Source organism: Ruegeria sp. BC1 (assembly GCF_056539305.1).
This window is the reverse complement of record NZ_JBQFUT010000006.1, coordinates 181,220-203,482: the sequence shown is the minus strand read 5'-3', so window position 1 is coordinate 203,482 and position 22,263 is coordinate 181,220. Positions and strand designations below refer to the sequence as shown.

Annotated in this window: 21 protein-coding genes; 7 read left to right on the top strand and 14 right to left on the bottom strand. The window is 58.6% G+C overall.

Features of this window, described 5'->3' with window-relative positions; genetic code table 11:
* The first annotated feature begins 115 nt into the window (after nucleotides 1-115).
* Together ACR0IY_RS14305 and ACR0IY_RS14300 are read left to right on the top strand one after the other, a co-directional pair.
* Complete coding sequence (locus ACR0IY_RS14305) at nucleotides 116-1,279, top strand: benzoate/H(+) symporter BenE family transporter (RefSeq protein ID WP_480674396.1); 1,164 nt, start codon at nucleotides 116-118, stop codon at nucleotides 1,277-1,279.
* Nucleotides 1,280-1,317: 38 nt separating this feature from the next.
* Complete coding sequence (locus tag ACR0IY_RS14300; RefSeq protein ID WP_480674394.1) at nucleotides 1,318-1,650, top strand: DnaJ family domain-containing protein; 333 nt, start codon at nucleotides 1,318-1,320, stop codon at nucleotides 1,648-1,650.
* Here the strand turns inward: ACR0IY_RS14300 and ACR0IY_RS14295 are convergent, their stop codons facing one another.
* On the bottom strand, nucleotides 1,651-2,433 hold the full coding sequence (locus tag ACR0IY_RS14295; protein ID WP_480674393.1) for a crotonase/enoyl-CoA hydratase family protein: 783 nt from the start codon (nucleotides 2,431-2,433) through the stop codon (nucleotides 1,651-1,653).
* A 65-nt stretch (nucleotides 2,434-2,498) separates the two neighbouring features.
* Nucleotides 2,499-3,569 carry an SMP-30/gluconolactonase/LRE family protein gene (locus tag ACR0IY_RS14290; protein ID WP_480674391.1) on the bottom strand — a complete coding sequence of 357 codons (1,071 nt, stop codon included), beginning with the start codon at nucleotides 3,567-3,569 and terminating at the stop codon, nucleotides 2,499-2,501.
* 91 nt (nucleotides 3,570-3,660) lie between these two features.
* Between ACR0IY_RS14290 and ACR0IY_RS14285 the strand changes: the two genes are divergently transcribed.
* Nucleotides 3,661-4,767, top strand: coding sequence for a pyridoxal phosphate-dependent aminotransferase (locus ACR0IY_RS14285; protein ID WP_480674389.1), 1,107 nt, complete (start codon nucleotides 3,661-3,663; stop codon nucleotides 4,765-4,767).
* Nucleotide 4,768: 1 nt separating this feature from the next.
* Here the strand turns inward: ACR0IY_RS14285 and ACR0IY_RS14280 are convergent, their stop codons facing one another.
* From ACR0IY_RS14280 to ACR0IY_RS14255, 6 genes are all read right to left on the bottom strand, one after another.
* A complete protein-coding gene (locus tag ACR0IY_RS14280) occupies nucleotides 4,769-5,965 on the bottom strand; it encodes a pyridoxal-phosphate-dependent aminotransferase family protein (RefSeq protein WP_480674387.1) in 1,197 nt (398 codons plus the stop codon).
* A 51-nt stretch (nucleotides 5,966-6,016) separates the two neighbouring features.
* On the bottom strand, nucleotides 6,017-6,652 hold the full coding sequence (locus ACR0IY_RS14275) for a bifunctional 4-hydroxy-2-oxoglutarate aldolase/2-dehydro-3-deoxy-phosphogluconate aldolase (RefSeq protein ID WP_480674385.1): 636 nt from the start codon (nucleotides 6,650-6,652) through the stop codon (nucleotides 6,017-6,019).
* 3 nt (nucleotides 6,653-6,655) lie between these two features.
* The gene (gene edd / locus ACR0IY_RS14270) at nucleotides 6,656-8,461 is read right to left on the bottom strand and encodes a phosphogluconate dehydratase (protein WP_480674383.1); all 1,806 of its coding nucleotides are present in this window, start codon (nucleotides 8,459-8,461) and stop codon (nucleotides 6,656-6,658) included.
* A 2-nt stretch (nucleotides 8,462-8,463) separates the two neighbouring features.
* On the bottom strand, nucleotides 8,464-9,909 hold the full coding sequence (gene zwf / locus ACR0IY_RS14265) for a glucose-6-phosphate dehydrogenase (RefSeq protein WP_480674381.1): 1,446 nt from the start codon (nucleotides 9,907-9,909) through the stop codon (nucleotides 8,464-8,466).
* A gap of 138 nt (nucleotides 9,910-10,047) precedes the next feature.
* Entirely contained in the window at nucleotides 10,048-12,291 is a 2,244-nt protein-coding gene (ptsP, locus tag ACR0IY_RS14260) for a phosphoenolpyruvate--protein phosphotransferase (protein ID WP_480674379.1), read from the bottom strand.
* A 45-nt stretch (nucleotides 12,292-12,336) separates the two neighbouring features.
* Nucleotides 12,337-13,575 (bottom strand): aspartate kinase, encoded by a 1,239-nt coding sequence (locus ACR0IY_RS14255; protein WP_480674378.1) that lies wholly within the window; start codon nucleotides 13,573-13,575, stop codon nucleotides 12,337-12,339.
* Between the two features lie 163 nt (nucleotides 13,576-13,738).
* On the opposite strand from ACR0IY_RS14255, the gene ACR0IY_RS14250 reads away from it, so the two are divergent.
* Entirely contained in the window at nucleotides 13,739-14,095 is a 357-nt protein-coding gene (locus ACR0IY_RS14250; protein ID WP_480674376.1) for a hypothetical protein, read from the top strand.
* An 85-nt stretch (nucleotides 14,096-14,180) separates the two neighbouring features.
* Here ACR0IY_RS14250 and ACR0IY_RS14245 read toward each other — a convergent pair whose 3' ends face one another.
* From ACR0IY_RS14245 to ACR0IY_RS14230, 4 genes are all read right to left on the bottom strand, one after another.
* Complete coding sequence (locus tag ACR0IY_RS14245) at nucleotides 14,181-14,639, bottom strand: DUF1178 family protein (protein WP_480674374.1); 459 nt, start codon at nucleotides 14,637-14,639, stop codon at nucleotides 14,181-14,183.
* Between the two features lie 71 nt (nucleotides 14,640-14,710).
* Nucleotides 14,711-15,175, bottom strand: coding sequence for an NUDIX hydrolase (locus ACR0IY_RS14240; RefSeq protein WP_480674372.1), 465 nt, complete (start codon nucleotides 15,173-15,175; stop codon nucleotides 14,711-14,713).
* A 119-nt stretch (nucleotides 15,176-15,294) separates the two neighbouring features.
* Nucleotides 15,295-16,038: an EcsC family protein gene (locus tag ACR0IY_RS14235; RefSeq protein ID WP_480674370.1), complete on the bottom strand. Its 744-nt coding sequence runs from the start codon at nucleotides 16,036-16,038 to the stop codon at nucleotides 15,295-15,297.
* A gap of 53 nt (nucleotides 16,039-16,091) precedes the next feature.
* Nucleotides 16,092-16,586 carry a GNAT family N-acetyltransferase gene (locus ACR0IY_RS14230; protein ID WP_480674368.1) on the bottom strand — a complete coding sequence of 165 codons (495 nt, stop codon included), beginning with the start codon at nucleotides 16,584-16,586 and terminating at the stop codon, nucleotides 16,092-16,094.
* A 71-nt stretch (nucleotides 16,587-16,657) separates the two neighbouring features.
* Here ACR0IY_RS14230 and ACR0IY_RS14225 point away from each other — a divergent pair, with 71 nt between their 5' ends.
* Complete coding sequence (locus ACR0IY_RS14225) at nucleotides 16,658-17,263, top strand: flavin reductase family protein (RefSeq protein ID WP_480674366.1); 606 nt, start codon at nucleotides 16,658-16,660, stop codon at nucleotides 17,261-17,263.
* Nucleotides 17,264-17,397: 134 nt separating this feature from the next.
* Here the strand turns inward: ACR0IY_RS14225 and ACR0IY_RS14220 are convergent, their stop codons facing one another.
* Nucleotides 17,398-19,032: a SulP family inorganic anion transporter gene (locus ACR0IY_RS14220; protein WP_480674364.1), complete on the bottom strand. Its 1,635-nt coding sequence runs from the start codon at nucleotides 19,030-19,032 to the stop codon at nucleotides 17,398-17,400.
* 207 nt (nucleotides 19,033-19,239) lie between these two features.
* Between ACR0IY_RS14220 and ACR0IY_RS14215 the strand changes: the two genes are divergently transcribed.
* Complete coding sequence (locus ACR0IY_RS14215; protein WP_480674362.1) at nucleotides 19,240-20,112, top strand: S-methyl-5'-thioadenosine phosphorylase; 873 nt, start codon at nucleotides 19,240-19,242, stop codon at nucleotides 20,110-20,112.
* Nucleotides 20,113-20,124: 12 nt separating this feature from the next.
* On the opposite strand, the gene ACR0IY_RS14210 is transcribed toward ACR0IY_RS14215, so the two are convergent.
* On the bottom strand, nucleotides 20,125-20,988 hold the full coding sequence (locus tag ACR0IY_RS14210) for an alpha/beta hydrolase (RefSeq protein WP_480674360.1): 864 nt from the start codon (nucleotides 20,986-20,988) through the stop codon (nucleotides 20,125-20,127).
* A gap of 230 nt (nucleotides 20,989-21,218) precedes the next feature.
* On the opposite strand from ACR0IY_RS14210, the gene ACR0IY_RS14205 reads away from it, so the two are divergent.
* Entirely contained in the window at nucleotides 21,219-22,235 is a 1,017-nt protein-coding gene (locus tag ACR0IY_RS14205; protein ID WP_480674358.1) for a DUF418 domain-containing protein, read from the top strand.
* The last annotated feature ends 28 nt before the right edge of the window (nucleotides 22,236-22,263 follow it).

Genomic DNA, 22,263 nt, shown 5'->3' with positions numbered 1-22,263 from the left:
TTCGAACCCCGCCGCGCGTACACCGGCGGGGTTTTTCATTGTCTTGTCGGCTTTCGCTCTTGTTCGCAACCCCTTGCAGTTGTTAGCCATTGCGAGTGACAAACCCGAGGTCGAGATGCCGAATAACATTCCCCCGATGCAAACCGTCTCAACCGGGTTGGTGGTGGCTATTGTGGGCTTTTTCAGCTCATTCCCGATTGTTCTTCAGGGGCTGAACGCAATGGGGGCATCGCCAGCACAGGCGGCCTCGGGCTTGATGAGTGCAGCCATCGCTATGGGTGTGGCCGGTATCATTCTCAGCCTGTCGTTCCGGCAACCAATCAGCGTCGCATGGTCCACGCCGGGCGTGGCATTGCTGGCGGTCTCGGCGGCACCGGCTGGCGGGTTTTCCGAAGCGATCGGAGCGTTTTTGTGTGCCGGAGCCCTGACCGTTCTGGCGGGGGCGTGGCGTCCATTGGGGCGGCTGGCAGCAGCGATCCCGACGTCACTGGCGCAAGCGATGCTAGGCGGCGTCCTTCTGCCGCTATGCATCGTGCCGTTCAAGGCCGCAGTAGAACTACCGTGGCAAGCGCTGCCGGTAATCCTGACCTGGTTCGTTGCCGGGCGGATCAATCGCTTGATCGCTGTACCCGCAGCAGTGCTGACTGCTGCAATTGTGGTTGTTGTGACCGCTGGTGACAATACCGTCTTGCCAGCCGAAGTGATGGCGGCCCCAGTCTGGGTCACGCCCAGTATTTCACTGGCCTCAGTTATTGGCATCGGTCTTCCCCTTTTTATCGTGACCATGGCCACCCAGAACATTCCCGGCATTGCCGTGATGCGCAGCTTTGGGTTTTCGCCCAATCCGGGCAGGCTGTTTTCATCGGTAGGCGGCGCAAGCATCCTGACCGCTCCCTTTGGGGCCCCTGCCACTTGCCTTGCCGCTATCACGGCCGCGATGTGCGCAAATGAAGACAGCCACCCGGACCCGGACCGGCGCTATTGGTCAGCTGTCATGGGCGGCGTGTTCTACTGCCTGTTTGGTGTTTTTGCAGTGGCCATCACTGGATTCGCGACCCATGCCAACCCGTTGCTGATGGGAACGCTGGCTGGGGTCGCACTGATCGGTGTGCTGGCCAATGCCACGGCTGCGGCATTGGAAAATCCTGCCGAACGAGAGGCCGCAATTCTCACCTTTGCCATTACCGCGTCCGGCATCACCGTCTTAGGGCTGGGGGCCGCCGTCTGGGGCTTGCTGGCCGGGGGCGTCACCTACCTGTTGACGCAGCGACAGGCCTGAGGCTTTTCACCAACCCCGATCGCACCTAAATACGGTGTATGTTTGGTTCACTTGGAAAACTGGTCGAACGCCAGATCAAAAAGGCACAGGCTGAAGGTCAGCTGGAGAGGCTGGAAGGTGAGGGGCACCCCCTGCCCGACCGTTCGTCCGAGGCGCAGACCGATCCCGCCGTTGCTGCCGGGCATCGGATCATGGCGCAGGCCGGAGTGTTGCCCGAAGAATTCACCATCAAGAAAGAGCTCGACGCGATCCGGCGAACCTACCCTTCCCTGACCGACCCCGAGGAACGCAAGACAGCGATGGCCCGCATTGCTGATCTTGAGATGCGGTACAACATGGCCCGCGATGCGCGCCGGGCATTCATGCGATGATTATTTGAACTCAGGTTTGCGGCCCTGCATCTGCGCCATGACGACCTCCATCTGATCGGGTTTTCCGATCAGCTCTACCTGTTCTGCGGATTCTTCTTGCAACACCTCGGCTCGGGATTTGGTTTCGGCGACCTCGATCAGACGCTTGGCTGCGCGTATGGCCGAGGGGCTTTTGCCTGCAATATCTTCGGCCAGCGCCAGCGCTTCGGTCACCGGATCATCCGACAACTTGGTGATCAGCCCCCACTCTGCCGCCTGCTGCGCACCGATGGGGCGCGCAGTATAGGTCAACAGCCGCAGAACATCAGAACGCACCAATTTAGGCAGCAACACCATCCCGCCCATATCTGGGATAATGCCCCATTTCATCTCCATCACCGCCAATTTGGATTCGGGATGGGCGATGCGAACATCTGCGCCAAGTGCGATTTGCAGCCCGCCACCGTAAGCTACCCCCTGAATGGCGCAGATCACCGGCACCGGAACACGACGCCAAACCATGGCAAGTTCCTGCATCTCGTTGGCGTCCTCGTGGCTGCGGGCCATCAGCCACTCGGTCGGGTCCATGTGCGCCATCGAAGCAAAGCTGGCCATATCAAGCCCTGCGCAAAAGCTTTTACCCTCGCCCGACAGAACCACCGCACGCGCATCTGAGGCGGCAACCTCCTGCCCTGCGGAAAGGATCGCCTTGATCATTGCGTCATCCAACGCGTTCATCTTCTCGCCGCGGGTCAAGGTGACTTGGGCAATGTGATTTTTGTATTCGACGGATACGCGCGCCATGGGGGGCCTCCAATTCCTGTTACCCAGACCATGCCCTGAAAGTCAGGTTCAGTTCCACTACGACGTCAGGGCATTTCGTCGACAGGCATCCGTCCGAACCATGGGGAATCCAGCGTCATGACATAGAATTGATCCCCCACAATCTTACCCCCGGTCGTGATACCTACCCGCCCATCCGGGTCTTGCAAGGTGCGCAGGATCGCCCCATCCCCGTCAAACTGCACCAACATGCCCCGATGGATCGGCGCCGGGCGGACCAGAGGGCCCAGACGCCAGATGATCTTGCGCAGAAACGGATAAGGCATCAGCTTTTCCGCGGGCACACGGGGACTGGCAAAGGCCACCCAATATGTGCCATCGCCCTGCGCCTCGAGGTTGTCAGGGTAGCCGGGCAGATTGTCCAGCAGCACCTCTTGCTGACCTGCCTTGGGGCCTTTGAGCCAGAGTTTATGAACTCGCGCCCGCCCGGTTTCGGCGATCAGCAGGAAATCTTCGTCAGGCGACAGAGCGACACCGTTGGTATAGACGAACCCTTCGGCAATCTTCTCGGTGTGGCCGTCGGGGGCGTGGCGGGCGACATAACCGCTGTCCGATTGCTCCCAAATCGTCAGAACGGATGTTGGTTTCGTGCCGCCCATGGTTTCGGGGTCGAACCGATCGGAGGAGTTCGAGAAATAGATCGTGCCATCCCGGGCCACATCCAGTTGGTTTGCGTAAATCACGGGAGCACCGTCAATATCAGCGACCACGCTTTCCAATGCCCCCGGCCCGGTCCAGCGCATCAGGCCACGGAAACTGTCCGCGATGTAAAGCGCACCGTCCGGTCCGACTTTCAGGCCCAGAGGGCGCCCGCCCAGTTGGTCAACCTCAACCGGTTCAGCCCCGTCGATCCGAAAAAGGCCACCGGACAGGCTGGTGGTATAGATCGCCCCATCGGGCATGACCGCAATATCTTCGGGGCCAATCTGGCCGTTCGGCAGGGAAATCAGCTCTAGTTGGTCCAGTGTAGCGTTTTGGGCAAAGTCGCCGGTAAATCCTTGTGCCTCGGGTGGTTCATACGCAATTGGGTCAACTGGAACAGGCCAGAACAACAGATAAGCGAGCCCGATTACAATCAAGCCAAACAGATAGCGCATGATATCCTCATTCGATTTTGTGTCACACTGACGGTGAATACCATCAGGCACAAGACTTGCCCCGCCGTCGCCCTTGCGCTTATCTGCCCACATGACCGGACCTCGATACACCTCGCTGACCCAATCCCTGCCCGCAACTGTTCCCTTTGTGGGACCTGAAACGCAGGAACGGCAGCGCGGGGCGTCATTCACGGCGCGACTGGGCGCGAATGAAAGCGTGTTTGGCCCGTCGCCGCGCGCTATTGAAGCGATGCGGCAGGCCGCAGGTGATGTCTGGATGTATGGAGATCCTGAAAATCACGACCTTCGCCACGCTCTGGCAGATTTTCACGGGGTGAAGCCCGAGAACGTTGTAGTGGGCGAGGGCATCGACGGGCTACTGGGCTATTTGGTTCGGCTGATCGTCGGGCCGGGGGAGGCAGTTGTGACCTCGGACGGGGCATATCCGACGTTCAATTATCACGTAGCCGGGTTTGGTGGTACGCTGCACAAGGTGCCCTATCGTGACGACCTTGAGAACCCTGCAGCGCTGTTTGCCAAGGCCACTGAGGTTGACGCCAAACTTGTTTATCTGGCGAATCCTGACAACCCGATGGGCAGCTGGCATACCGGTGCCGACATTGTCGCCGCGATGGATGCATTGCCCGACGGCTGCCTGCTGGTTTTGGACGAGGCTTATGTAGAATGCGCCCCCGATGGAACAGCTGCGCCCCTTGATGCCGATGATCCGCGTGTCATTCGGATGCGCACATTTTCAAAGGTTTACGGCATGGCGGGCGCGCGGGTCGGCTATGCGATAGCTGCGCCAGAGTTAATTTCCGCCTTCAACAAGGTGCGCAATCATTTCGGAATGAACAGGGCCGCTCAGGCAGGGGCGCTTGCAGCTCTGAAGGACGCCGATTGGCTTGTGCAGGTTCAGACCAAAATCACCGATGCCCGCAATCGGATCGGGCAGATAGCCCGTGAAAATGGACTTAAGCCGCTGCCATCGGCCACCAATTTCGTGGCCATCGACTGTGGTCGGGATGGCGCGTTTGCCAAGGTCGTTCTGGACGCGCTGGTCGCGCAGGGCATTTTTGTGCGTATGCCCTTTGCCGCCCCGCAAAACCGCTGCATTCGCATAAGCTGCGGCGAGGCCGCCGATCTGGACGCCTTTGCCGTTGCCCTGCCCAATGCACTGGCAGTCGCCAGAGGCTAACCTAGCCGTTAGACGCCAATACAGCTGCAGCGGCCTCAAGCGCGCCTTTGCCGCGCGGTATGTCCAACGCAGCCAATGCGGCCTCGATCCCGCCCAGCATGGCCATCACCATCTGACCGTTCACGTGCCCCATATGACCTAGGCGGAAACACCCGTCCCTGTCCTCCTTCCCCAGACCGATGCCCAATGTCAGACCCAACTGGGTCTCGGTGAACTGGCGCAACGGCGTGCCCCGCCCTTTGGTCAGGCGCAAAGCGGTGACTGCGTGGCTGCGATAGGCGCGGTCAGCCACATTCAGGTGCAACGCACCACCCTGCCCCCAGATCTCACAGGCAGTCCAGATCGCCGTAGCGAGGCGCTCGTGGCGGGCCCAGACGTTTTCGATCCCCTCAGCGTGGATAATGTCCAAGGCGGCGCGAAGGCCATAAAGATGGTGGGTCGGCGCGGTTCCATTGAAATACTGATAGAAAATCTCCGGTTTCGCGCGCGGTTGCCAGTCCCAATACCGCGAGACGCGGGACATTTCGGCGCGCTTGGCCTGCGCCTTATCGTTAAAGAACACAAAGCCGACACCCGCCGGAGTCATTAGCCCTTTTTGGCAAGCAGACACCATGACATCGACACCCCAGGCGTCCATTTCAAACCGGTCACACCCCAACGAGGCGCTACAATCCGCCATCAACAGCGCCGGGTGACCCAGTTCATCCAGCAACGCCCGCAAGGCCGGGATTTCGTTGCGAACCGAGGTCGACGTGTCCACATGCACTGCCAGCACAGCCTTGATTGCACGGGCTTTGTCGGCACGCAGCGCCTCGGCAATGCGACTCATATCCCAGGGCGAGGACATTCCAAAATCGATTTGATCTACCTTGGCACCGATCCCTTCGGCCATTTCGGCCCAGCCATAGGTGAAGCGGCCCGAAGCCGGAGCGAGCACGGTGTCTCCTGGCGCGATCACATTGGACAAAGCGGCCTCCCACGTGCCATGCCCGTTTGCGGTATAGATGGCAACGTTGTGGTCAGTCCGCGCCACGCGACGCAGGTCGCGAGTCAGCGCAGGCATCATCTCGATCAACTCGCCTTCATAGATATTTGGCGACGGGCGGTGCATCGCCTGCAACACCGCGTCGGGCATGACCGATGGACCCGGAATAGCCAGATACTCGCGCCCCTGCGCAAGGAATGATTGGTTTGTCATGAGGTCAACCTGATTGAATTGACGCCTACCCTAGCGAGAGTATACGGCGCGTCAATCCATCAGCTTGGATGCCTCACGCGCAAGAGATTCGATCCCTGCCCAGTCGCCGCTTTGCACCATCTGTTTCGGAGCGACCCAGCTGCCACCGGCGCAGACCACATTGGACAGCGACAGGTACTCGTGGGCATTCGAAGGTGAGACACCGCCGGTCGGGCAGAAATTGATCTGCGGTAGCGGCGCGCCGATTGCTTTCAGCGCCGGGGCACCGCCCGAAGCCTCGGCGGGGAAGAATTTCAGCATGTCATAGCCCTGCCCTAGCAGACGCATGGCCTCGCTGGCCGTGGCCGCACCGGGCAACAGGGGCAGACCCTCGGCCTCGCATGCGGCAATCAGGACGTCGGTCGCGCCGGGCGAGACGCCGAACTGCGCCCCGGCCTCTGTGGCCGCGCGGACATCTTCGGGAGTTACCAATGTACCGGCACCGACGACACCTCCGGGCACTTGCGCCATAGCACGGATCGCGTCCAACGCCGCCGGAGTTCGCAATGTAACCTCCAGTGCCGGTAACCCCCCTGCGACCAGAGCCTCGGCCAGCGGTCGCGCCTGCGCGGCGTCGTCGATGACCAGAACCGGGACGATGGGCGCAAGCGCGCAGATTTCACGGGTGCGTTGGGTTTTTGCAGACATGTCTTACACTCCGAAAATACTTGCACCGGTGTCCGCCGAACCGACCGCGTTGCGGAAGGCGCCGAACAGGTCACGGCCCGTGCCGAATTGATTTGCTGAGAGGTCGGCCTTGACAGGGGCGCGGTCCAACACCCCTTCGGTCAGAATTTCCAGCTCACCTTTGACAGCATCGACTCGCAAAACATCGCCATCCTCCAAACAGGCGATGGGGCCGCCGTCCAGTGCTTCGGGGCAGACATGGATCGCGGCGGGAACCTTGCCGGACGCGCCGGACATACGGCCGTCAGTGACCAGGGCCACTTTTTGCCCCCTGCCCTGAAGGATCGAGAGGATCGGCGTAAGAGAGTGCAGTTCAGGCATACCGTTTGCTTTGGGACCCTGGAACCGAACAACGACGATGACATCACCGGCGAACTCTCCGGCCTTGAAGGCAGCTTTGACTTCATCCTGATCGTGGAACACGCGGACCGGAGCCTCAACCACCTGATGCTCGGGTGCCACGGCCGAGACTTTCATGACCGCAGTTCCGAGGTTGCCGGTCAGGCGGGACAGGCCGCCGGTAGGCTGGAACGGGTCCTTAGCCGAGCGTACGATCTTTTCGTTCAGGCTGTGACCGGCACCGTCCTGCCAATGCAGTTCATCACCAATCAGCTTGGGTTCTTTGGTATAGTGGTGGAGACCCTGCCCGGCGACAGTCAGCGTGTCTGGGTGCAGCAGCCCATCCTCCAACAGCGTGCCGATGCAATAACCCAGACCGCCAGCCGCGTGGAAATGGTTCACGTCCGCCAACCCGTTCGGATAGACCCGCGCAACCAGGGGAACAACGGCAGAAATATCGGAAAAGTCCTGCCAATCCAGAATGATACCACCCGCCCGCGCCATGGCGATCAGGTGAATCAGCAGATTGGTCGAGCCGCCCGTCGCCATCAGACCGACAATCCCGTTCACAAAAGCCCGTTCATCAAGAACCTGATAGACGGGTGTGTAATTGTTGCCCAATGCGCTGAGGGACAATGCGCGGCGAGCCCCCTCTTCGGTCAATGCATCGCGCAAGGGCGTATTGGGGTTAACAAAGCTGGACCCCGGCAGGTGAAGGCCCATGAACTCCATCAACATCTGGTTGGTGTTGGCGGTGCCGTAAAAGGTGCAGGTGCCGGGGCCGTGATAAGCGGCCATCTCGGCGGCCATCAACGCGTCGCGCCCGACCTCTCCGGCAGCAAATTGCTGGCGAACCCTGGCTTTTTCGTCGTTGGGCAGGCCGCTGGTCATCGGGCCGGCGGGCAGGAACACCGCTGGCAGGTGACCAAACGCCTGTGCGCCGATCACCAATCCAGGAACGATTTTGTCACAGACGCCAAGGAACACAGCTGCATCATAGGTGTTGTGGCTGAGTGCCACGCCCGTCGCCAAAGCAATCACATCGCGAGAAAATAAAGACAACTCCATCCCCGCCTCGCCCTGCGTGACGCCGTCGCACATGGCAGGAACACCGCCCGCGACTTGCGCCGTGCCCCCCGCAATACGGATCGCCTGACGGATCAACTCTGGGTAACGCTCAAACGGCTGATGGGCCGACAGCATATCATTATAGGCGGTGACGATGCCAAGGTTGCCCGCATGGCCCGTGGCCATTGCCTGTTGATCCTTACCCGCCCCGGCATAGGCGTGGGCCTGACCGCTGCATGACAGATGCGCGCGCGCAGGGCCTTTGGACCGGGCGTGCTCCATGCGCTCCAGATGCGGGCCGCGCAGGTCTGCGCTCCGCCCGATGATCCGTTGTGTAACATCGGCAATAACTGAATGAACCATCGTTAACCTCCGATTTGACGCCAGCGGCGCCCGTCGCGATGCATCAGCATCAGTGCTTCCTCAGGCCCGGAACTTCCCTGATCATATCGCGAAGGTCGATCACCGCGATCTTCCCACTCTTGAATGATAGGATCGACCCAAGCCCAGGCGGCTTCGGCCTCATCCCCGCGCATGAACAGGGTCTGGTCACCACGAATGACATCCATCACTAACCGTTCATAAGCATCCGGCGATTGGGATTCATCACCCAGCGCGTCAGCAAAGCTCATATCCAGCGCCACATCGGACAGACGGAACCCACCCTGTCCGGGTTCTTTGATCGTAGTGCGCAGCGTGATTCCTTCGTCCGGCTGCAGGCGGATCACCAAGACGTTGCCGTGCAGCGGGCCGACATTGGGAAAAATAGTGTGCGGTGGATCACGGAAGAACACGGCGATCTCGGACTCTCTCGCGCGCAGGCGTTTACCGGTGCGCAAGTAGAATGGGACACCAGCCCAACGCCAGTTGCCCAGATGGACTTTGAGCGCAATAAAACTTTCGGTTCGGCTGGCAGGATTACCAACGTGGTCTAGATATCCGTCTCCACCCTTGTCCGTGCGATATTGGCCGCGCGCGATGTCTTTGGGTTCCACGGGCTCCAACGCCTCGATCACCTTTACCTTTTCGTCACGCACCGCGTTGGGCGAAAACTTCGAGGGCGGCTCCATCGCGGTCAGGCACAAAAGCTGCACCAGATGGTTCTGGATCATGTCCCGCATTGCGCCGGACTGGTCGTAGTAAGCCCCGCGCCCACCGACTCCGACGGTTTCGGCAACTGTGATCTGAACATGGTCGATATGGGTGGAGTTCCAAAGTGGCTCGAACAATGAGTTGGCAAAACGCAGAGCCATCAGGTTCTGTACCGTCTCTTTACCAAGGTAGTGGTCGATCCGGTAAATCTGGTGTTCCTCGAAACAGGCACGCAGACCTTCGTTGAGGGCCTTGGCCGAGGCAAGATCATGGCCAAAGGGCTTCTCGACCACGATACGGCTGTCTGGCGTGGCCAACCCATGATCATTCAATCGTTGGGCAATGCCTGAAAACAGACTGGGGCCGACCGACAAATAGAAGGCTCGCACAACGTCCGGACGCAGCGCCTTGGCCAGTTCAGGCCAGCCAGCATCACCAAGCGCGTCAACGGCAACATATTCTACCCGGTTGAGAAACTGATCCAGCACGTCCTTTTTGAACTCAGGCGCAAATTCCCGCATAGAGGCACGTACCTGCTCGCGGAAAGCTTCGCTGTCGATATCTGACCGGGCCGAGCCGATAATCCGTGCATCCTCGGGCATCTGGCCCACTTCGAAGCGATGATACAGCCCCGGCAGGATTTTGCGCTGCGCCAGATCACCCGTCGCGCCGAACAACACAAGGTCGAACGGGCTTACCGGAATTACGCGTGAAACCATCGGCGGGCTCCTTTAGTTCTCACCTTTGCCATCTTAACACCAGACGCCGTTGCGCCTGAGGTATTAGCAATGTTATCGCTAACAGTTGCGGTTTGAATAGGCAATGCAGATGCAGAAAGCAAGCCCGGATATTGATTATCACCCCTGATTACGCAGCCATTCCATGACGGCGGGGCGCACCGATTGTTCGCCGCGGTGCCGTGCATCGGCGATGATTTTGCGCAACGATTGAAGATCAGCGCGCAACAGGACGCTCTTGACCGGCCCAATTGAAGCCGGGCGCATCGACAGGGTCCGAATACCCATTGCCGCCAGACACAACGCTTCAACCGGGCGCCCGGCATCCTCGCCGCAGAAGCTGAGAGGTGTGTCTGAGATACTGCACCGTTCTACGATCCGCTCAATGAAAGTCAGAAAACTGACATTCAGCGTATCATAGCGACGGCGTACCAGTTCGTTTTCGCGGTCGGCCGCAAAGAAGAACTGTTTCAGATCGTTGCCGCCGATCGAAACAAAATCGACTTCGTCAAAGAACTTTTGCGGTGCAAAGGCCAGCGAAGGGGTTTCCAGCATCGCACCAACTTCGATGGTCTCTGGCAAGACGTGACCAAGGCGCTTTTCACGTTCTATGGTCTTGTTGACTTCCCATTTGGCTTCGCGAAACTCATCAGCCTGCGCCACAAACGGGAACATCAACGTCAGCGGACGGCCATTGGCGGCTCGCATCAAGGCCTGCAACTGCATCCGCATCACGCCGCGCTTGTCCAGCCCCACACGGATCGCTCGCCATCCCAGTGCCGGATTGGGCTCGGCCACGTGTTTCATGTAAGGCAGAACCTTGTCCGAACCGATATCCAAGGTCCGGAATACCACGCGCTTTTCCCCCGCTGCATCCAGAACACGCTGATATTGCGTCACAAGTTCGGACCGCTTTGGCATCTGATTGCGAACCAAAAACTGCAGCTCGGTGCGGAACAAGCCTACACCTTCGGCCCCCGAATTATTCAGCGAAGGCAAATCTGCCAGCAGGCCTGCGTTCATCACCAGGTTAATCCGCTCCCCGTCCCGCGTCACCGTCGGAGTTTCACGGATCGACGCGTAACGCTCCTGCGCCTTGGCTTGCATAGCGATCTTGTCGCGGAACGCGGTGACAACCGTATCCTCGGGTCGCAGGTGTACGAGGCCCTGATCCCCGTCGAGCAGAACATGATCCCCATTGAGCGCCTCGGTGGTAATCCGGTCCACATGCACAACAAGCGGAATTGCAAGGGCGCGGGCCACGATCGTCGCGTGACTGCCGACTGAGCCTTCTTCGAGAATGACCCCCTTCAACGACCGGCCATACTCCAACAGATCACCGGGGCCGATATTACGGGCAATCAGGATCGGGTCAGGCGGCAAGTCAGCCCCGTTGGTATTACCCTGACCGGTCAAAATCCGCAGCAGTCGGTTAGACAAGTCGTCCAGATCGGCCAGCCGTTCGCGCAGATACGGATCAGTCACCTGCCCCATGCGGGCACGGGCTTGGGATTGCTCTTTTTCAACCGCAGCCTCTGCGCTAAGGCCTAGGGCGATGTCCTCCTCCATCCGGCGCATCCAGCCTTTGGAATTGGCGAACATGCGATAGGCTTCAAGCACCTGCAACTGTTCCTTGTCGCCGCCCTGCGAGATTTCCAGCATCTTGTCGACGCCCACACGCAGTTCCTCGACCGCCTCAGTCAGGCGTTCCCGTTCCCGATGCGGATCGTCAGCAATTGGATTGGTCACAACCACACGGGGTTCATGCAGCCAGACGTGGCCTTCGGCTGCCCCTTCCTGAGCAGGCCCGCCACGCAACAGAACCGATTGCTGGTGCAGAGGCGACAGGGCCGCACCTTCACCGACAAAGGCACCCAGTTCGGCCATTTCGGCCAAAACCATTGCGACAACTTCCAGCGCGTATATCTCATCTGCTGAAAACTCGCGCGCCTCGCGGGACTGGACCACCAGCACGCCCAGTTTCTCTCCTAGCCGCTGCACCGGGACGCCCAGGAACGAGGTAAACCGCTCCTCGCCCGTTTCCGGCATATAGCGGAAGCCCTTGGCCGATGGCGCATCTGCGGTGTTCATGACTTTGCCGGACTGGGCAACACGGCCAACCAGCCCCTCGCCCAGACGCATGCGGGTCTTATGCACGGACTCAGGGGCCAGCCCCTCGGTCGCGCACAGCTCCAGCGTTTCTTCGTCGCGGAACAGGTAGACCGAACAAACCTCGGCTCGGATACTGTCGGCAATCAGGTGGGTGATCCGGTCAAGACGTTCCTGACCGGCGGCCTCGCTCGCCATCTCTTCGCGCAGCCGCCCCAGCAGCTTACGGGATTCTGTTTCGGTGCCGTCCGCCATGGCCAAACCAAATTAGTGCGTCAGGCGAAACCTTTGGCTGAAAGCTTAGGCCGCCTTGTCCAGTTCAAAGGCATCATGCAGTGCCTGAACCGCAAGTTCCATGTATTTCCGATCCACCAGAACGGAAATTTTTATCTCAGAGGTTGTAATCACCTTGATGTTGATCCCCTCATCCGAGAGAACTTTGAACATTTTGGCTGCAACACCCGACTGAGAACGCATACCGATGCCCACGACCGACACCTTGCAAACGTCGGTATCGGCAACCAGTTCGGCATAGTTCAGCTCGCCGTGTTCCTTGATCTCAAGCAATGCCTTTTCGGCGCGGGTCACCTGATCGGTGGGGCACGAGAAGGTCATGTCAGTACGCCCCTCGTCCGAGATATTCTGAACGATCATATCAACATTCACCCCAGCCTCACTGAGCGCGGTGAAGATGATCGAGGCGATACCGGGGCGGTCAGCCACGGAAACAACGGTCATCTTGGCTTCGTCGCGGGAATAGGCCACACCGGCCACAACATTGGATTCCATGATATCCTCCTCGTCGCAGACCAGTGTACCGGCCTCGTCGGATTGTTCTTCGAAACTTGAGAGAACGCGCAGTTTCACCTTATAGCGCATCGCCAGCTCGACCGAGCGGGTCTGCAGCACCTTGGCCCCTAATGAGGCCAGTTCGAGCATTTCTTCAAATGCGATCCGGTCCAGTTTGCGGGCCTTTTCGCAGATGCGCGGGTCTGTGGTATAGACACCGTCCACATCCGTATAAATGTCGCAACGTTCGGCCTCGAAGGCGGCAGCAAAGGCAACAGCAGTCGTGTCCGAACCACCCCGGCCCAGCGTGGTGATGCGGCCTTCCGGGCTGATACCTTGGAAACCAGCGACTACGGCAACCTTCATACCTTCCGCGAATTTCTGTGAAATGTTCTCTGGCGGGATGTCTTCGATCCGGGCCTGGCTGTGTGCGCTGGTGGTCAGCAGCGGAACCTGCCAGCCCTGCCAACTGCGCGCCGGAATATCCATTTCCTGCAGCGTCAGCGCCATCAGGCCAGCGGTTACGTTTTCCCCCGAGGACACCACGGCATCATATTCGCGCGCATCGTACAGCGGCGACGTCTCATCAACCCAGCCCACCAACTCATTGGTTTTGCCCGACATTGCCGAGACAATGACGATCACGTCATAACCCTTGGCCACCTCAACGCCAATGCGCTTGGCCGCGCGGCGGATGCGGTCCAGATTGGCAACCGACGTGCCACCGAATTTCATAACGAGTACGGGCATGAGGGTGGTTTCTCCGCGCCTTGGAATTCAGGTCTGGTGCCTCTTATGCGAGGGGGGCGGTAAGGGCAAGGGTTCAAAACCGCTCCAAACGCGGCATTGGGCCGCTTTACTTCTGGCAGGTTGAGTGTCAGCTTTGGGCAACAAATTCTCCAAGAGGTTTTCCATGCCCCGCCTTGCCATCGCGTTTGCACTGCTGTCCTCACCCGCCTTTGCGCAGGTCGCCACTCTTACCGGGACCGATGGAACGAATGCTCTGGGCACTATTCCCTGTGCGGCCGTTGCGGGTGAACCGTTGCAAAGCTGCCATGCCGAGTTGCGCCACCATGACGATGGCACCACCACCCTTGCCGTTGGGCTGGGCGGAGGTGAGGTGCGCAGCATCTATTTCACGGATGGTGTGCCGACTTCCAGCAGCTCTGCATCAAAACTAGCCTATGAAAAGCGCGGCGACCTGACAGTGGTCTTCATTGACCCCGGTGAAGTCTATGAAATCCCTACAGCAGCGCTGATCCGCCAGTAAACACTGGACCTGGTGTCTCTCGCTTCGTACTTGTGACGAGCATCGATCACAAGGCGCCAGACCATCTGGCGAGGCCCAGTGCGGCCTAGTTGGTTTTTCGGCTTGGAACGAATGGCAAGTGGGCGACCGGCACCCCATCGTCAATCAGGGCCTGCGCCTCTTCCGGCTTGGCTTCGCCATAGATCGAACGCTCGGGCGCATCGCCCAAATGGATTTTACGCGCCTCGCTGGCAAAATCCTTACCGACGTAATCCGAGTTCTGTTCAATCTTTTGCCGCAACTCGGCCAGCACCTTCTCAACATCCGGCGACGGGGCCGCGACATCAATGGAGGGAGTGGATTTCTGCACATTGGGCTCGCCCCGTGCCTCAACTTTACGAGCGGTGCGCACGCGCGGGGTCATGATCGCTTTTTCGACATCCGCGCAACCACACACGGTGCATGTCACCATGCCCGCATTTGCCAGTTTGTCGTAAGCGGCGGCCGATTGAAACCAACTGTCAAATGTATGGCCGTTGCTGCATTTCAAAGCGTATTGAATCATGTTCCGTCCAAAAGTCGGTTGCCAATTAGATACCGGGCGGCATGGCAAGTTCAAGCCTCTCCAGAAGCAGCTCAGTGCCTAACAGACCCCACCTTGCGTAACAATACCGCCAATTCCGGTGGATTGACCAAAAATGCGGCCATTTCTGGCGAAAACCACTGCCTCTGACGTTGTTCGCATTCGGGGAAATGTATCTCTGCTGTCTCAACCAACAACGCAAAGACATTAACCGCACACATCACTCGCCCCTTTTTACGATGGTGCTTTTCGTAATAATACTGACCCACCGCATGTGACCCACACGCCCCTCGCACGCCAGCTTCCTCCCACGCCTCTTGCTGAGCGCTCTGCGACAGCGTCAGCCCATCAATGGGCCAACCCTTTGGTATGATCCATCGCCGCGATTTGCGCGTTGTGATCAGAAGAACTTCGGGCTGCTCTTCCCTGACACGGTAACACAATGCCGCCGATTGCTGCAGCACCGGCAACTGCCGTGTTCTTCGCGAAACATGGGGCGAATGCCGTGCGTTAATCACGCTGGGTCGCCTTTCGAATGGTAACTATGCCTGTTTACCCGCGTTTTTTAGCTTATTTAGCGGGGCTTCTAGGTTACTAATACCATATAAAGCGCATTTCTCCAAACACTTAGAGCGCATTACATGCGTGCTGCCAGTTTTCGCAGCAAGTCATCGTGGGGAATATCCGCATCAACCGCCAGACGTCGAAGCCCGAAGTGCACGCGTGCGATCTGCTGATAGTACCGGGTGTAGACAAAGTTGGTGCCGCCCCCGGCAATCGCGCCCAAAACAGGCACAGACTGAGCCGCCAGTTTTTGCCCCAGAACAACAGATAACCTGGGTGCCACAGCGGCAATCAGCTTTTGCATGGCAGGGCCAGTCAATGTCAAACGCACTGAAAAGAAACCCAAATCAGCGCCGTCGTCAAAAGACAGAGGTCCCGCAGCGGATAAGACGCGAACGCAATCGAATTTCACCCCATCCTCTGACGGGTTGAACCCTTCTCGCGCTGCCGCGCCCTGTATGGCACGCAAAAGCATCGTTGTGGTCGCAGGCAGTTCCATCAAGGCAGTCGACATGCCGCCCAGCCCTCCTGCCGCGCCCATTGCAGTGGTGACGGCCGTGTTAACCCATGGGGTCTGATCTGGAACCGCACTGCGAGAGCTTTCCGCTGCGCGCATGGCAAGCCACAAGGCTTGCTCGGTTGCTCCGGTCAAACCCTGCCGAACCGAGGGCGGCAACTGTTCCAGCAGTGTTTCAGCCGAACCCCCTAGACTATTCAACAGCTTAACACCGGGTCCACCAGCGGATCTGTAATATTTGGCCAACCGATCAAGTTCGGCCTCGGCATCCAGTTTTTCAACAAGAACCACGTCCTGCATAAAATCCCTCCTGTCCATTAGACATCGGGATTTTCGATCAGGGTTTCAATAGTTCAGCGACTCCAGCGGGTGACAGGCCCCCCAACACCGTCCCAGACACCCGGAGTTAATTCCAAACCCAATATACGATCCGGGTTGGTAGGTGGTGGCATCTCGACCCCAATGAGGCGAGAAAATCCGAACCGTGCGTAATACGGCGCATCACCGACAAGCATGACACGGTCCCAGCCGAGCCTGCGGCCGGCCTGCACACCTTCGTGGATCAAATATCCCCCCAAACCTTCACCCTGATGGGTCGGGTGTACGGCCACAGGCCCCAACAGCAGGGCATCAAAATCCCCGACATGCACCGGCCAGAACCGGATCGCCCCGGCCAAAATGCCCTGCCCGTCCCGCGCCACCAGAGACAACTCCGACACGGGCGGCACGTCGTCGCGCAACCGGTAAGAGGACAGAGCCTCGCGCCCGGGCGCAAAGCACAGATCGTAGAGGGCTTCGACTTCCCACCAATCCTCTGGCTCTTCCGGCCTTATCCCGAACTGCTGCACGCCGCCCCTCTTTCCTTGCTGGCATTCGCCCTAGCACTTCGATACGCCTTGAGCAAACGCCTGGAGACAATATGTTCTATCGCCCCGAAGACGGCCACGGTTTGCCGCACAATCCATTCAACGCCATCATTACCCCACGTCCGATCGGTTGGATTTCGACCCGCGACACCGAAGGTATCAATAATCTGGCCCCCTATTCGTTTTTTAACGGCGTCGCCTATACGCCGCCTCAGGTCATGTTCGCTTCGACCGGCGTCAAGCACGATCAGGACGGTGGCAAAGACAGCATTGCAAATATCGAAGCAACCGGCGTCTTCTGTGTAAACGTCGTGGCATTCGCCCATCGTGACGAAATGAATGCCAGTTCAGCGGGCCTGCCAAAGCATATTGATGAATTTGCACATGCCGGTTTGACCCCGAAGGAATGCGAAACGATCCCCTGCGCACGCATCCCAAATGCCCCGGCAGCCCTGGAGTGCAAACTGACGCAGATTGTCAAACTACCCGGAGAAGCCAATCGCGTGGTGTTTGGAGAAGTTACCGGCGTGCATTTGCAAGACGACCACATCCGGGATGGCAAGTTTGATGTCACATCCTTCAACCCGCTGGCGCGGCTTGGATACCGAGACTATTCCGTCGTCACTGAACTGTTTTCACTGAACCGCCCGGACGATTGAGTGGGGTATAGGGGCTCTGCCCCACTGCCCTTAGGGCGTCTCTTCCAGGATATTTATCGCCAGAAGAAGCAGGGAACCCCCTTCATTCATCTGACCGCAAATTTCCCGGAGAGCGAGACACAGCCTCGCATTAATCAGTGGCCACCCAAAATGCCGGTGCGAACCGAGTAATCCACGGCAAGTTCGTAATCCGGGTCATCGTCGCTATCGACCATCAGGTGACCAGCTTTGTTCAGCAGCCTGTGACAATCACGGCTGAGGTGTCGCAACATCAAGCGTTTGCCTGCTGCCTCGTATTTGGCAGCAATGTTTTCGATAGCCTGAAGGGCGGATTGGTCGACAACCCTGCTTTCGGCAAAATCCACAATTACGGTTTCCGGGTCGTTCGACACGTCGAACAGCTCAATAAACCCGTCAGAAGATCCGAAGAATAGCGGGCCCTGGATTTCGTAAACCTTTGCCCCTTTTTCGGTCTCGGAATCGCGGGTGGTTGCGTGAATACGTTTGGCGTTGTTCCATGCGTAAGCCAACGCCGAGACGATCACCCCAACTACAACGGCAACCGCCAAGTCTTCCATCACGGTCACAACCGTCACCAGCACGATCACAAACGCGTCCATCAGCGGTACTTTCCGCATGATTTTGAACGAATTCCACGCGAAGGTCCCGATAACCACCATGAACATCACACCAACCAGCGCGGCCAGCGGGATTTGCTCAATCATGGGTGAGGCAAACAGGATGAACACCAGCAGGAACAGAGCCGCCGCGATTCCTGCGATACGGGTACGGCCACCGGATTTCACGTTGATCATCGACTGACCAATCATGGCACATCCCCCCATGCCGCCGAAGAATCCCGTGGCCACGTTGGCGACACCCTGCGCAATACACTCCTGCGAAGCACCGCCTCGTTTGCCGGTGATTTCACCAACAAGGTTCAGCGTCAGCAAGGATTCAATCAACCCGATTGCAGCCAGAATGACTGCGTAGGGCAGTATGATTTCGAAGGTTTCCCAGTTCAGTGGCACCATTGGGATGTGGAACGGTGGCAATCCGCCCTCGATCGAGGCCAGATCGCCGACACGCGGCACGTCCAACCCAAAACCGATCACCAGCGCGGCCACGACCAGAATACCCGCCAATGGCGCAGGAACGATACGCGTGATGCGTGGCATGACCCAGATCACTGCCATGGTCAGGGCCACCAGACCCAGCATGGTGTACAGTTGCAGGCCCGACAGCCACTCGCCTCCGCCAACGCCGTGACCGGTGTTTTCCATAGTGCCCGGTACTTTGAACTGCCCCATTTGCGCCAGAAAGATCACAATCGCCAGGCCGTTTACAAAGCCCAGCATCACGGGATGCGGTACCAGACGGATGAAACGCCCCCAGTGCATTGCGCCGGCAATCACCTGCAGAATGCCCATCAAAACAACGGTCGCGAAAAGGTATTCGACCCCATGTTCCGCCACCAGCGCGACCATGACCACGGCGAGCGCCCCGGTTGCGCCCGAAATCATGCCCGGGCGACCACCGATCAACGCTGTAATCAAACCGACCATGAACGCAGCATAAAGGCCGACCAGCGGATGCACCCCGGCAACAAAAGCAAATGCCACCGCCTCGGGCACCAGCGCCAAAGCCACGGTCAGGCCAGACAGCAATTCAATCCGCAAGCGCGAAACGGTTAAACCCTCGTCCGGCACCCAACGCAGATCGGGTTTGGCAATACGATTGGCAAAGCTTGCCAGCATGGCTCGGGGCATGGGGCGGTCCTGTCGGTTTTGTTTTGTTCGCGCGAAAGGGGTCTTCTTAGCGGTCAAGCCCGACCTGAGATACCGCGCTTGGCGGGACCCTGACATGCAAAAAACGCATAGCTAAACGGCAATCAGCACAAACTGTTGAAGCCGCTTGCCAAATCCCTCGCCGCCGAGCAGAAATTCTACAGTAGTTTTTTCATGCGGAGTGCGACCATGACCCAGACAAAGATCGCCATCATCGGCGGATCAGGTATTTATGACATCGACGGGCTGGAAAACGCAGAATGGGTCACGGTTGAAACCCCCTGGGGCGCCCCGTCAGATCAGATCCTGACCGGGTCGCTGAACGGTGTCGGCATGGCCTTCCTGCCCCGCCACGGGCGCGGTCACGTTCATTCGCCGACCGAGGTACCCTATCGCGCCAATATCGACGCGCTGAAACGGCTGAAGGTTACTGACGTGATCTCGGTTTCGGCCTGCGGATCGTTCCGCGAGCATATGGCGCCCGGAGATTTCGTGATCGTTGATCAGTTCATCGACCGGACCTTCGCGCGGGAAAAGAGCTTCTTTGGCACCGGTTGTGTCGCGCATGTCAGCGTGGCCCATCCGACCTGCCCGCGCCTGTCAGATGCGTGCGAAACTGCCGGAAAGGCCGCCGGTGTCACCATCCACCGCGGCGGTACGTATCTAGCAATGGAGGGGCCGCAATTCTCGTCTCTTGCGGAATCCAAGATGTACCGTGAGCAATGGGGCTGCGACGTGATCGGCATGACCAACATGCCCGAGGCGAAGCTCGCCCGTGAGGCCGAGCTTTGTTATGCCTCGATTGCCATGGTCACCGATTACGACAGCTGGCACCCGGACCACGGAGAGGTGGACGTCTCCGCAATCATCGCCACCCTAACTGGCAATGCCGAGAAAGGCCGCGCGCTTGTCAAAGGTCTGCCTGATCTGCTCGGGACCGAGCGTGAACCCTGCCCGCATGGCTGTGACCGAGCACTGGAATATGCAATCCTAACAGCGCCCGAGAAACGCGATCCGGCCCTGCTGGCCAAGCTGGACGCGGTTGCGGGACGGGTTCTCTGACCGGCCACAAGCCTATTGCGACAACGTTGTTTGAACCTCATCCCACAGCCCGTGCGACCAGAGATCGTTATGGGTGCCGTCCTGAATGACGTGCAGCTTTGCGGTGTCACCGGACATCGCGGCCAGAGCCTTACCATGATGCAATGGAACCGTTTTATCCTCGGTTCCGTGGAATATCAGGATCGGAACGGTGATGTCGCCGATAAGGTCTCGGGTTGCGAACTGGTCTTTCATTAGGGTCGCCACCGGCAACCATGGGTATCTTTCCCCGGCTACATCAACTGTGGCGGTGAAGGGCGCCTCGAGCACCAGCAACTGAGCATTGGGGCGCTGTGCAGCCACTGCGGCGGCCACGCCGGTGCCCAGGCTTTGACCATGCAAAACAACATCTGTGTCTGTGGCTTCCAGCCAGTCGAACATCTGCACCCCGTCCGAGATCAAGGCCAACTCAGATGGCTCACCCTCGCTGCCCGGATAGCCGCGATAGCTGGGTGCGAGCAGGCCAAAACCGCTATTGAGGATTTCCCGCAAACGATCCGCCCTGTCGCCCAGATTTCCGGTTTGACCATGAAAGAAAAGAACCGTTGGCGCACCCTCGGTCGCCGGTGGCGCAGACCAAGCCGTCAGAACCGCCCCGTCGGACATGGAGAGTGAGATCACGTCAACATCGGCAAGTTCGACCGCCTTGGGGTCGGGCAGTTCTCCGGACGGTTTATACAACAACGCATCCTGATTGGCGTACATGTATCCCACGACCCCGGCGTAAAACACGCCGCCGATCAAAACCAACAGGATCAGCACACGCTTCAAGGGTCCCGTTTTCGACCGGGACATGTCTTTGAAAGCTTTCGAATAGTCGGGATGTGTCTGCGCCATGTTCCCCTCCAATCCTGTGTTTGCTGTAATTTTGGGAAATAAAACGGGTGTTTCAAGGAAGATGCACAAGCCTTAATTCAATCTTTAGTTTGTGCTTTCTGGGCGCAACGCTGGTCCGTCACCGAAGCTTATCCGCATTGATCCTCGCAAAATGTTTATCCAAAACAAGCAGGTGGGCCGTATTTGCGTCACATAGTTCCGGCACCAGACCGCGAGATCAGAGGACAATCATGAAACGATACGAAGCATTGGACGCCGCCCGGTTTTTAGCCTTCTGCGGCATGGTGCTGGTAAATTTCCGCATCGCGGCAGATGTTGCGCCGGGTCACGATTGGGCCTCGGCGCTTGTCGATGCGATTGAGGGACGAGCCGCCGCATTGTTCGTAATATTGGCCGGGGTTGGGATTGGATTGTCGGATATCCAGGCAGGTGTTTTGCTGCGGCGCGCGGCATTTCTGTTTGTGCTCGGGCTGATCAACATGACGGTGTTTGACGCCGACATTCTGCACTTCTACGCCCTGTATTTCGTAATCGGCGCCGCTTTTCTTTCGGCCCCATGGCGCGGGCTTTGGTACGGAGCGTTTGGGATCATTGTGCTGTCCGCTCTGGCGATGTTGATCTTCAACTATGACGCGGGTTGGGATTGGGCGACCCTCAGCTATACCGATCTGTGGACCCTACCGGGCTTTCTACGCAACGCTTTGTTCAACGGCTGGCACCCGGTCCTGCCATGGGCGGCTTTTCTGCTTATCGGAATGGCCATCGGTCGATCGGATCTGAGCACACTTTGCATTCAGCACCGCCTGATCATGTGGGGCTTTGGAGCGGCGGTATTTGCATTGGTTCCACAGATGTTGACGTCTGACCCTGAACTGGTGGCCTTTATGGGCACCGAGTCGATCCCACCTGGGCCGTTTTACATTCTGGCCGGAACCGGTTCGGCCTGTGTGGTGATCGGTTTACTGCTGAAACTGTGGCCAAAGATCGAAAAGCTGCACATTGGCGCGCCCTTGACGGCACCCGGGAGACAAAGCCTTACGCTTTACATGGCGCATATTCTGATCGGCATGGGGCTGCTTGACGAACTTGGCCTGCTGAACGGCACGCTAACTGCGCCTCAGATCGTGGGTTATGCAATTGTCTTCTGCGCCTTGTCTTCGGTTTATGCCCTGTTGTGGTTGCGCTGGTTCAAATGTGGCCCGCTAGAGGCCCTGATGCGTCGTGTAACGGAGCCCAAAAAGACTTGACCTGTCCGCCGCTCCGGGGCTTGGTGAG

Excerpts from the sequence above, each read along its gene's own strand:
- ACR0IY_RS14220 (WP_480674364.1), bottom strand. The coding sequence starts at position 19,032 with ATGCCCCGAGCCATGCTGGCAAGCTTTGCCAATCGTATTGCCAAACCC.
- ACR0IY_RS14275 (WP_480674385.1), bottom strand. The coding sequence starts at position 6,652 with ATGTCTGCAAAAACCCAACGCACCCGTGAAATCTGCGCGCTTGCGCCC.
- ptsP (WP_480674379.1), bottom strand. The coding sequence starts at position 12,291 with ATGGCGGACGGCACCGAAACAGAATCCCGTAAGCTGCTGGGGCGGCTG.
- zwf (WP_480674381.1), bottom strand. The coding sequence starts at position 9,909 with ATGGTTTCACGCGTAATTCCGGTAAGCCCGTTCGACCTTGTGTTGTTC.
- ACR0IY_RS14225 (WP_480674366.1), top strand. The coding sequence starts at position 16,658 with ATGTTCTATCGCCCCGAAGACGGCCACGGTTTGCCGCACAATCCATTC.
- ACR0IY_RS14305 (WP_480674396.1), top strand. The coding sequence starts at position 116 with ATGCCGAATAACATTCCCCCGATGCAAACCGTCTCAACCGGGTTGGTG.
- ACR0IY_RS14300 (WP_480674394.1), top strand. The coding sequence starts at position 1,318 with ATGTTTGGTTCACTTGGAAAACTGGTCGAACGCCAGATCAAAAAGGCA.
- edd (WP_480674383.1), bottom strand. The coding sequence starts at position 8,461 with ATGGTTCATTCAGTTATTGCCGATGTTACACAACGGATCATCGGGCGG.
- ACR0IY_RS14285 (WP_480674389.1), top strand. The coding sequence starts at position 3,661 with ATGACCGGACCTCGATACACCTCGCTGACCCAATCCCTGCCCGCAACT.
- ACR0IY_RS14295 (WP_480674393.1), bottom strand. The coding sequence starts at position 2,433 with ATGGCGCGCGTATCCGTCGAATACAAAAATCACATTGCCCAAGTCACC.
- ACR0IY_RS14280 (WP_480674387.1), bottom strand. The coding sequence starts at position 5,965 with ATGACAAACCAATCATTCCTTGCGCAGGGGCGCGAGTATCTGGCTATT.
- ACR0IY_RS14210 (WP_480674360.1), bottom strand. The coding sequence starts at position 20,988 with ATGGCGCAGACACATCCCGACTATTCGAAAGCTTTCAAAGACATGTCC.
- ACR0IY_RS14250 (WP_480674376.1), top strand. The coding sequence starts at position 13,739 with ATGCCCCGCCTTGCCATCGCGTTTGCACTGCTGTCCTCACCCGCCTTT.
- ACR0IY_RS14215 (WP_480674362.1), top strand. The coding sequence starts at position 19,240 with ATGACCCAGACAAAGATCGCCATCATCGGCGGATCAGGTATTTATGAC.
- ACR0IY_RS14205 (WP_480674358.1), top strand. The coding sequence starts at position 21,219 with ATGAAACGATACGAAGCATTGGACGCCGCCCGGTTTTTAGCCTTCTGC.
- ACR0IY_RS14290 (WP_480674391.1), bottom strand. The coding sequence starts at position 3,569 with ATGCGCTATCTGTTTGGCTTGATTGTAATCGGGCTCGCTTATCTGTTG.
- ACR0IY_RS14235 (WP_480674370.1), bottom strand. The coding sequence starts at position 16,038 with ATGCAGGACGTGGTTCTTGTTGAAAAACTGGATGCCGAGGCCGAACTT.
- ACR0IY_RS14245 (WP_480674374.1), bottom strand. The coding sequence starts at position 14,639 with ATGATTCAATACGCTTTGAAATGCAGCAACGGCCATACATTTGACAGT.
- ACR0IY_RS14255 (WP_480674378.1), bottom strand. The coding sequence starts at position 13,575 with ATGCCCGTACTCGTTATGAAATTCGGTGGCACGTCGGTTGCCAATCTG.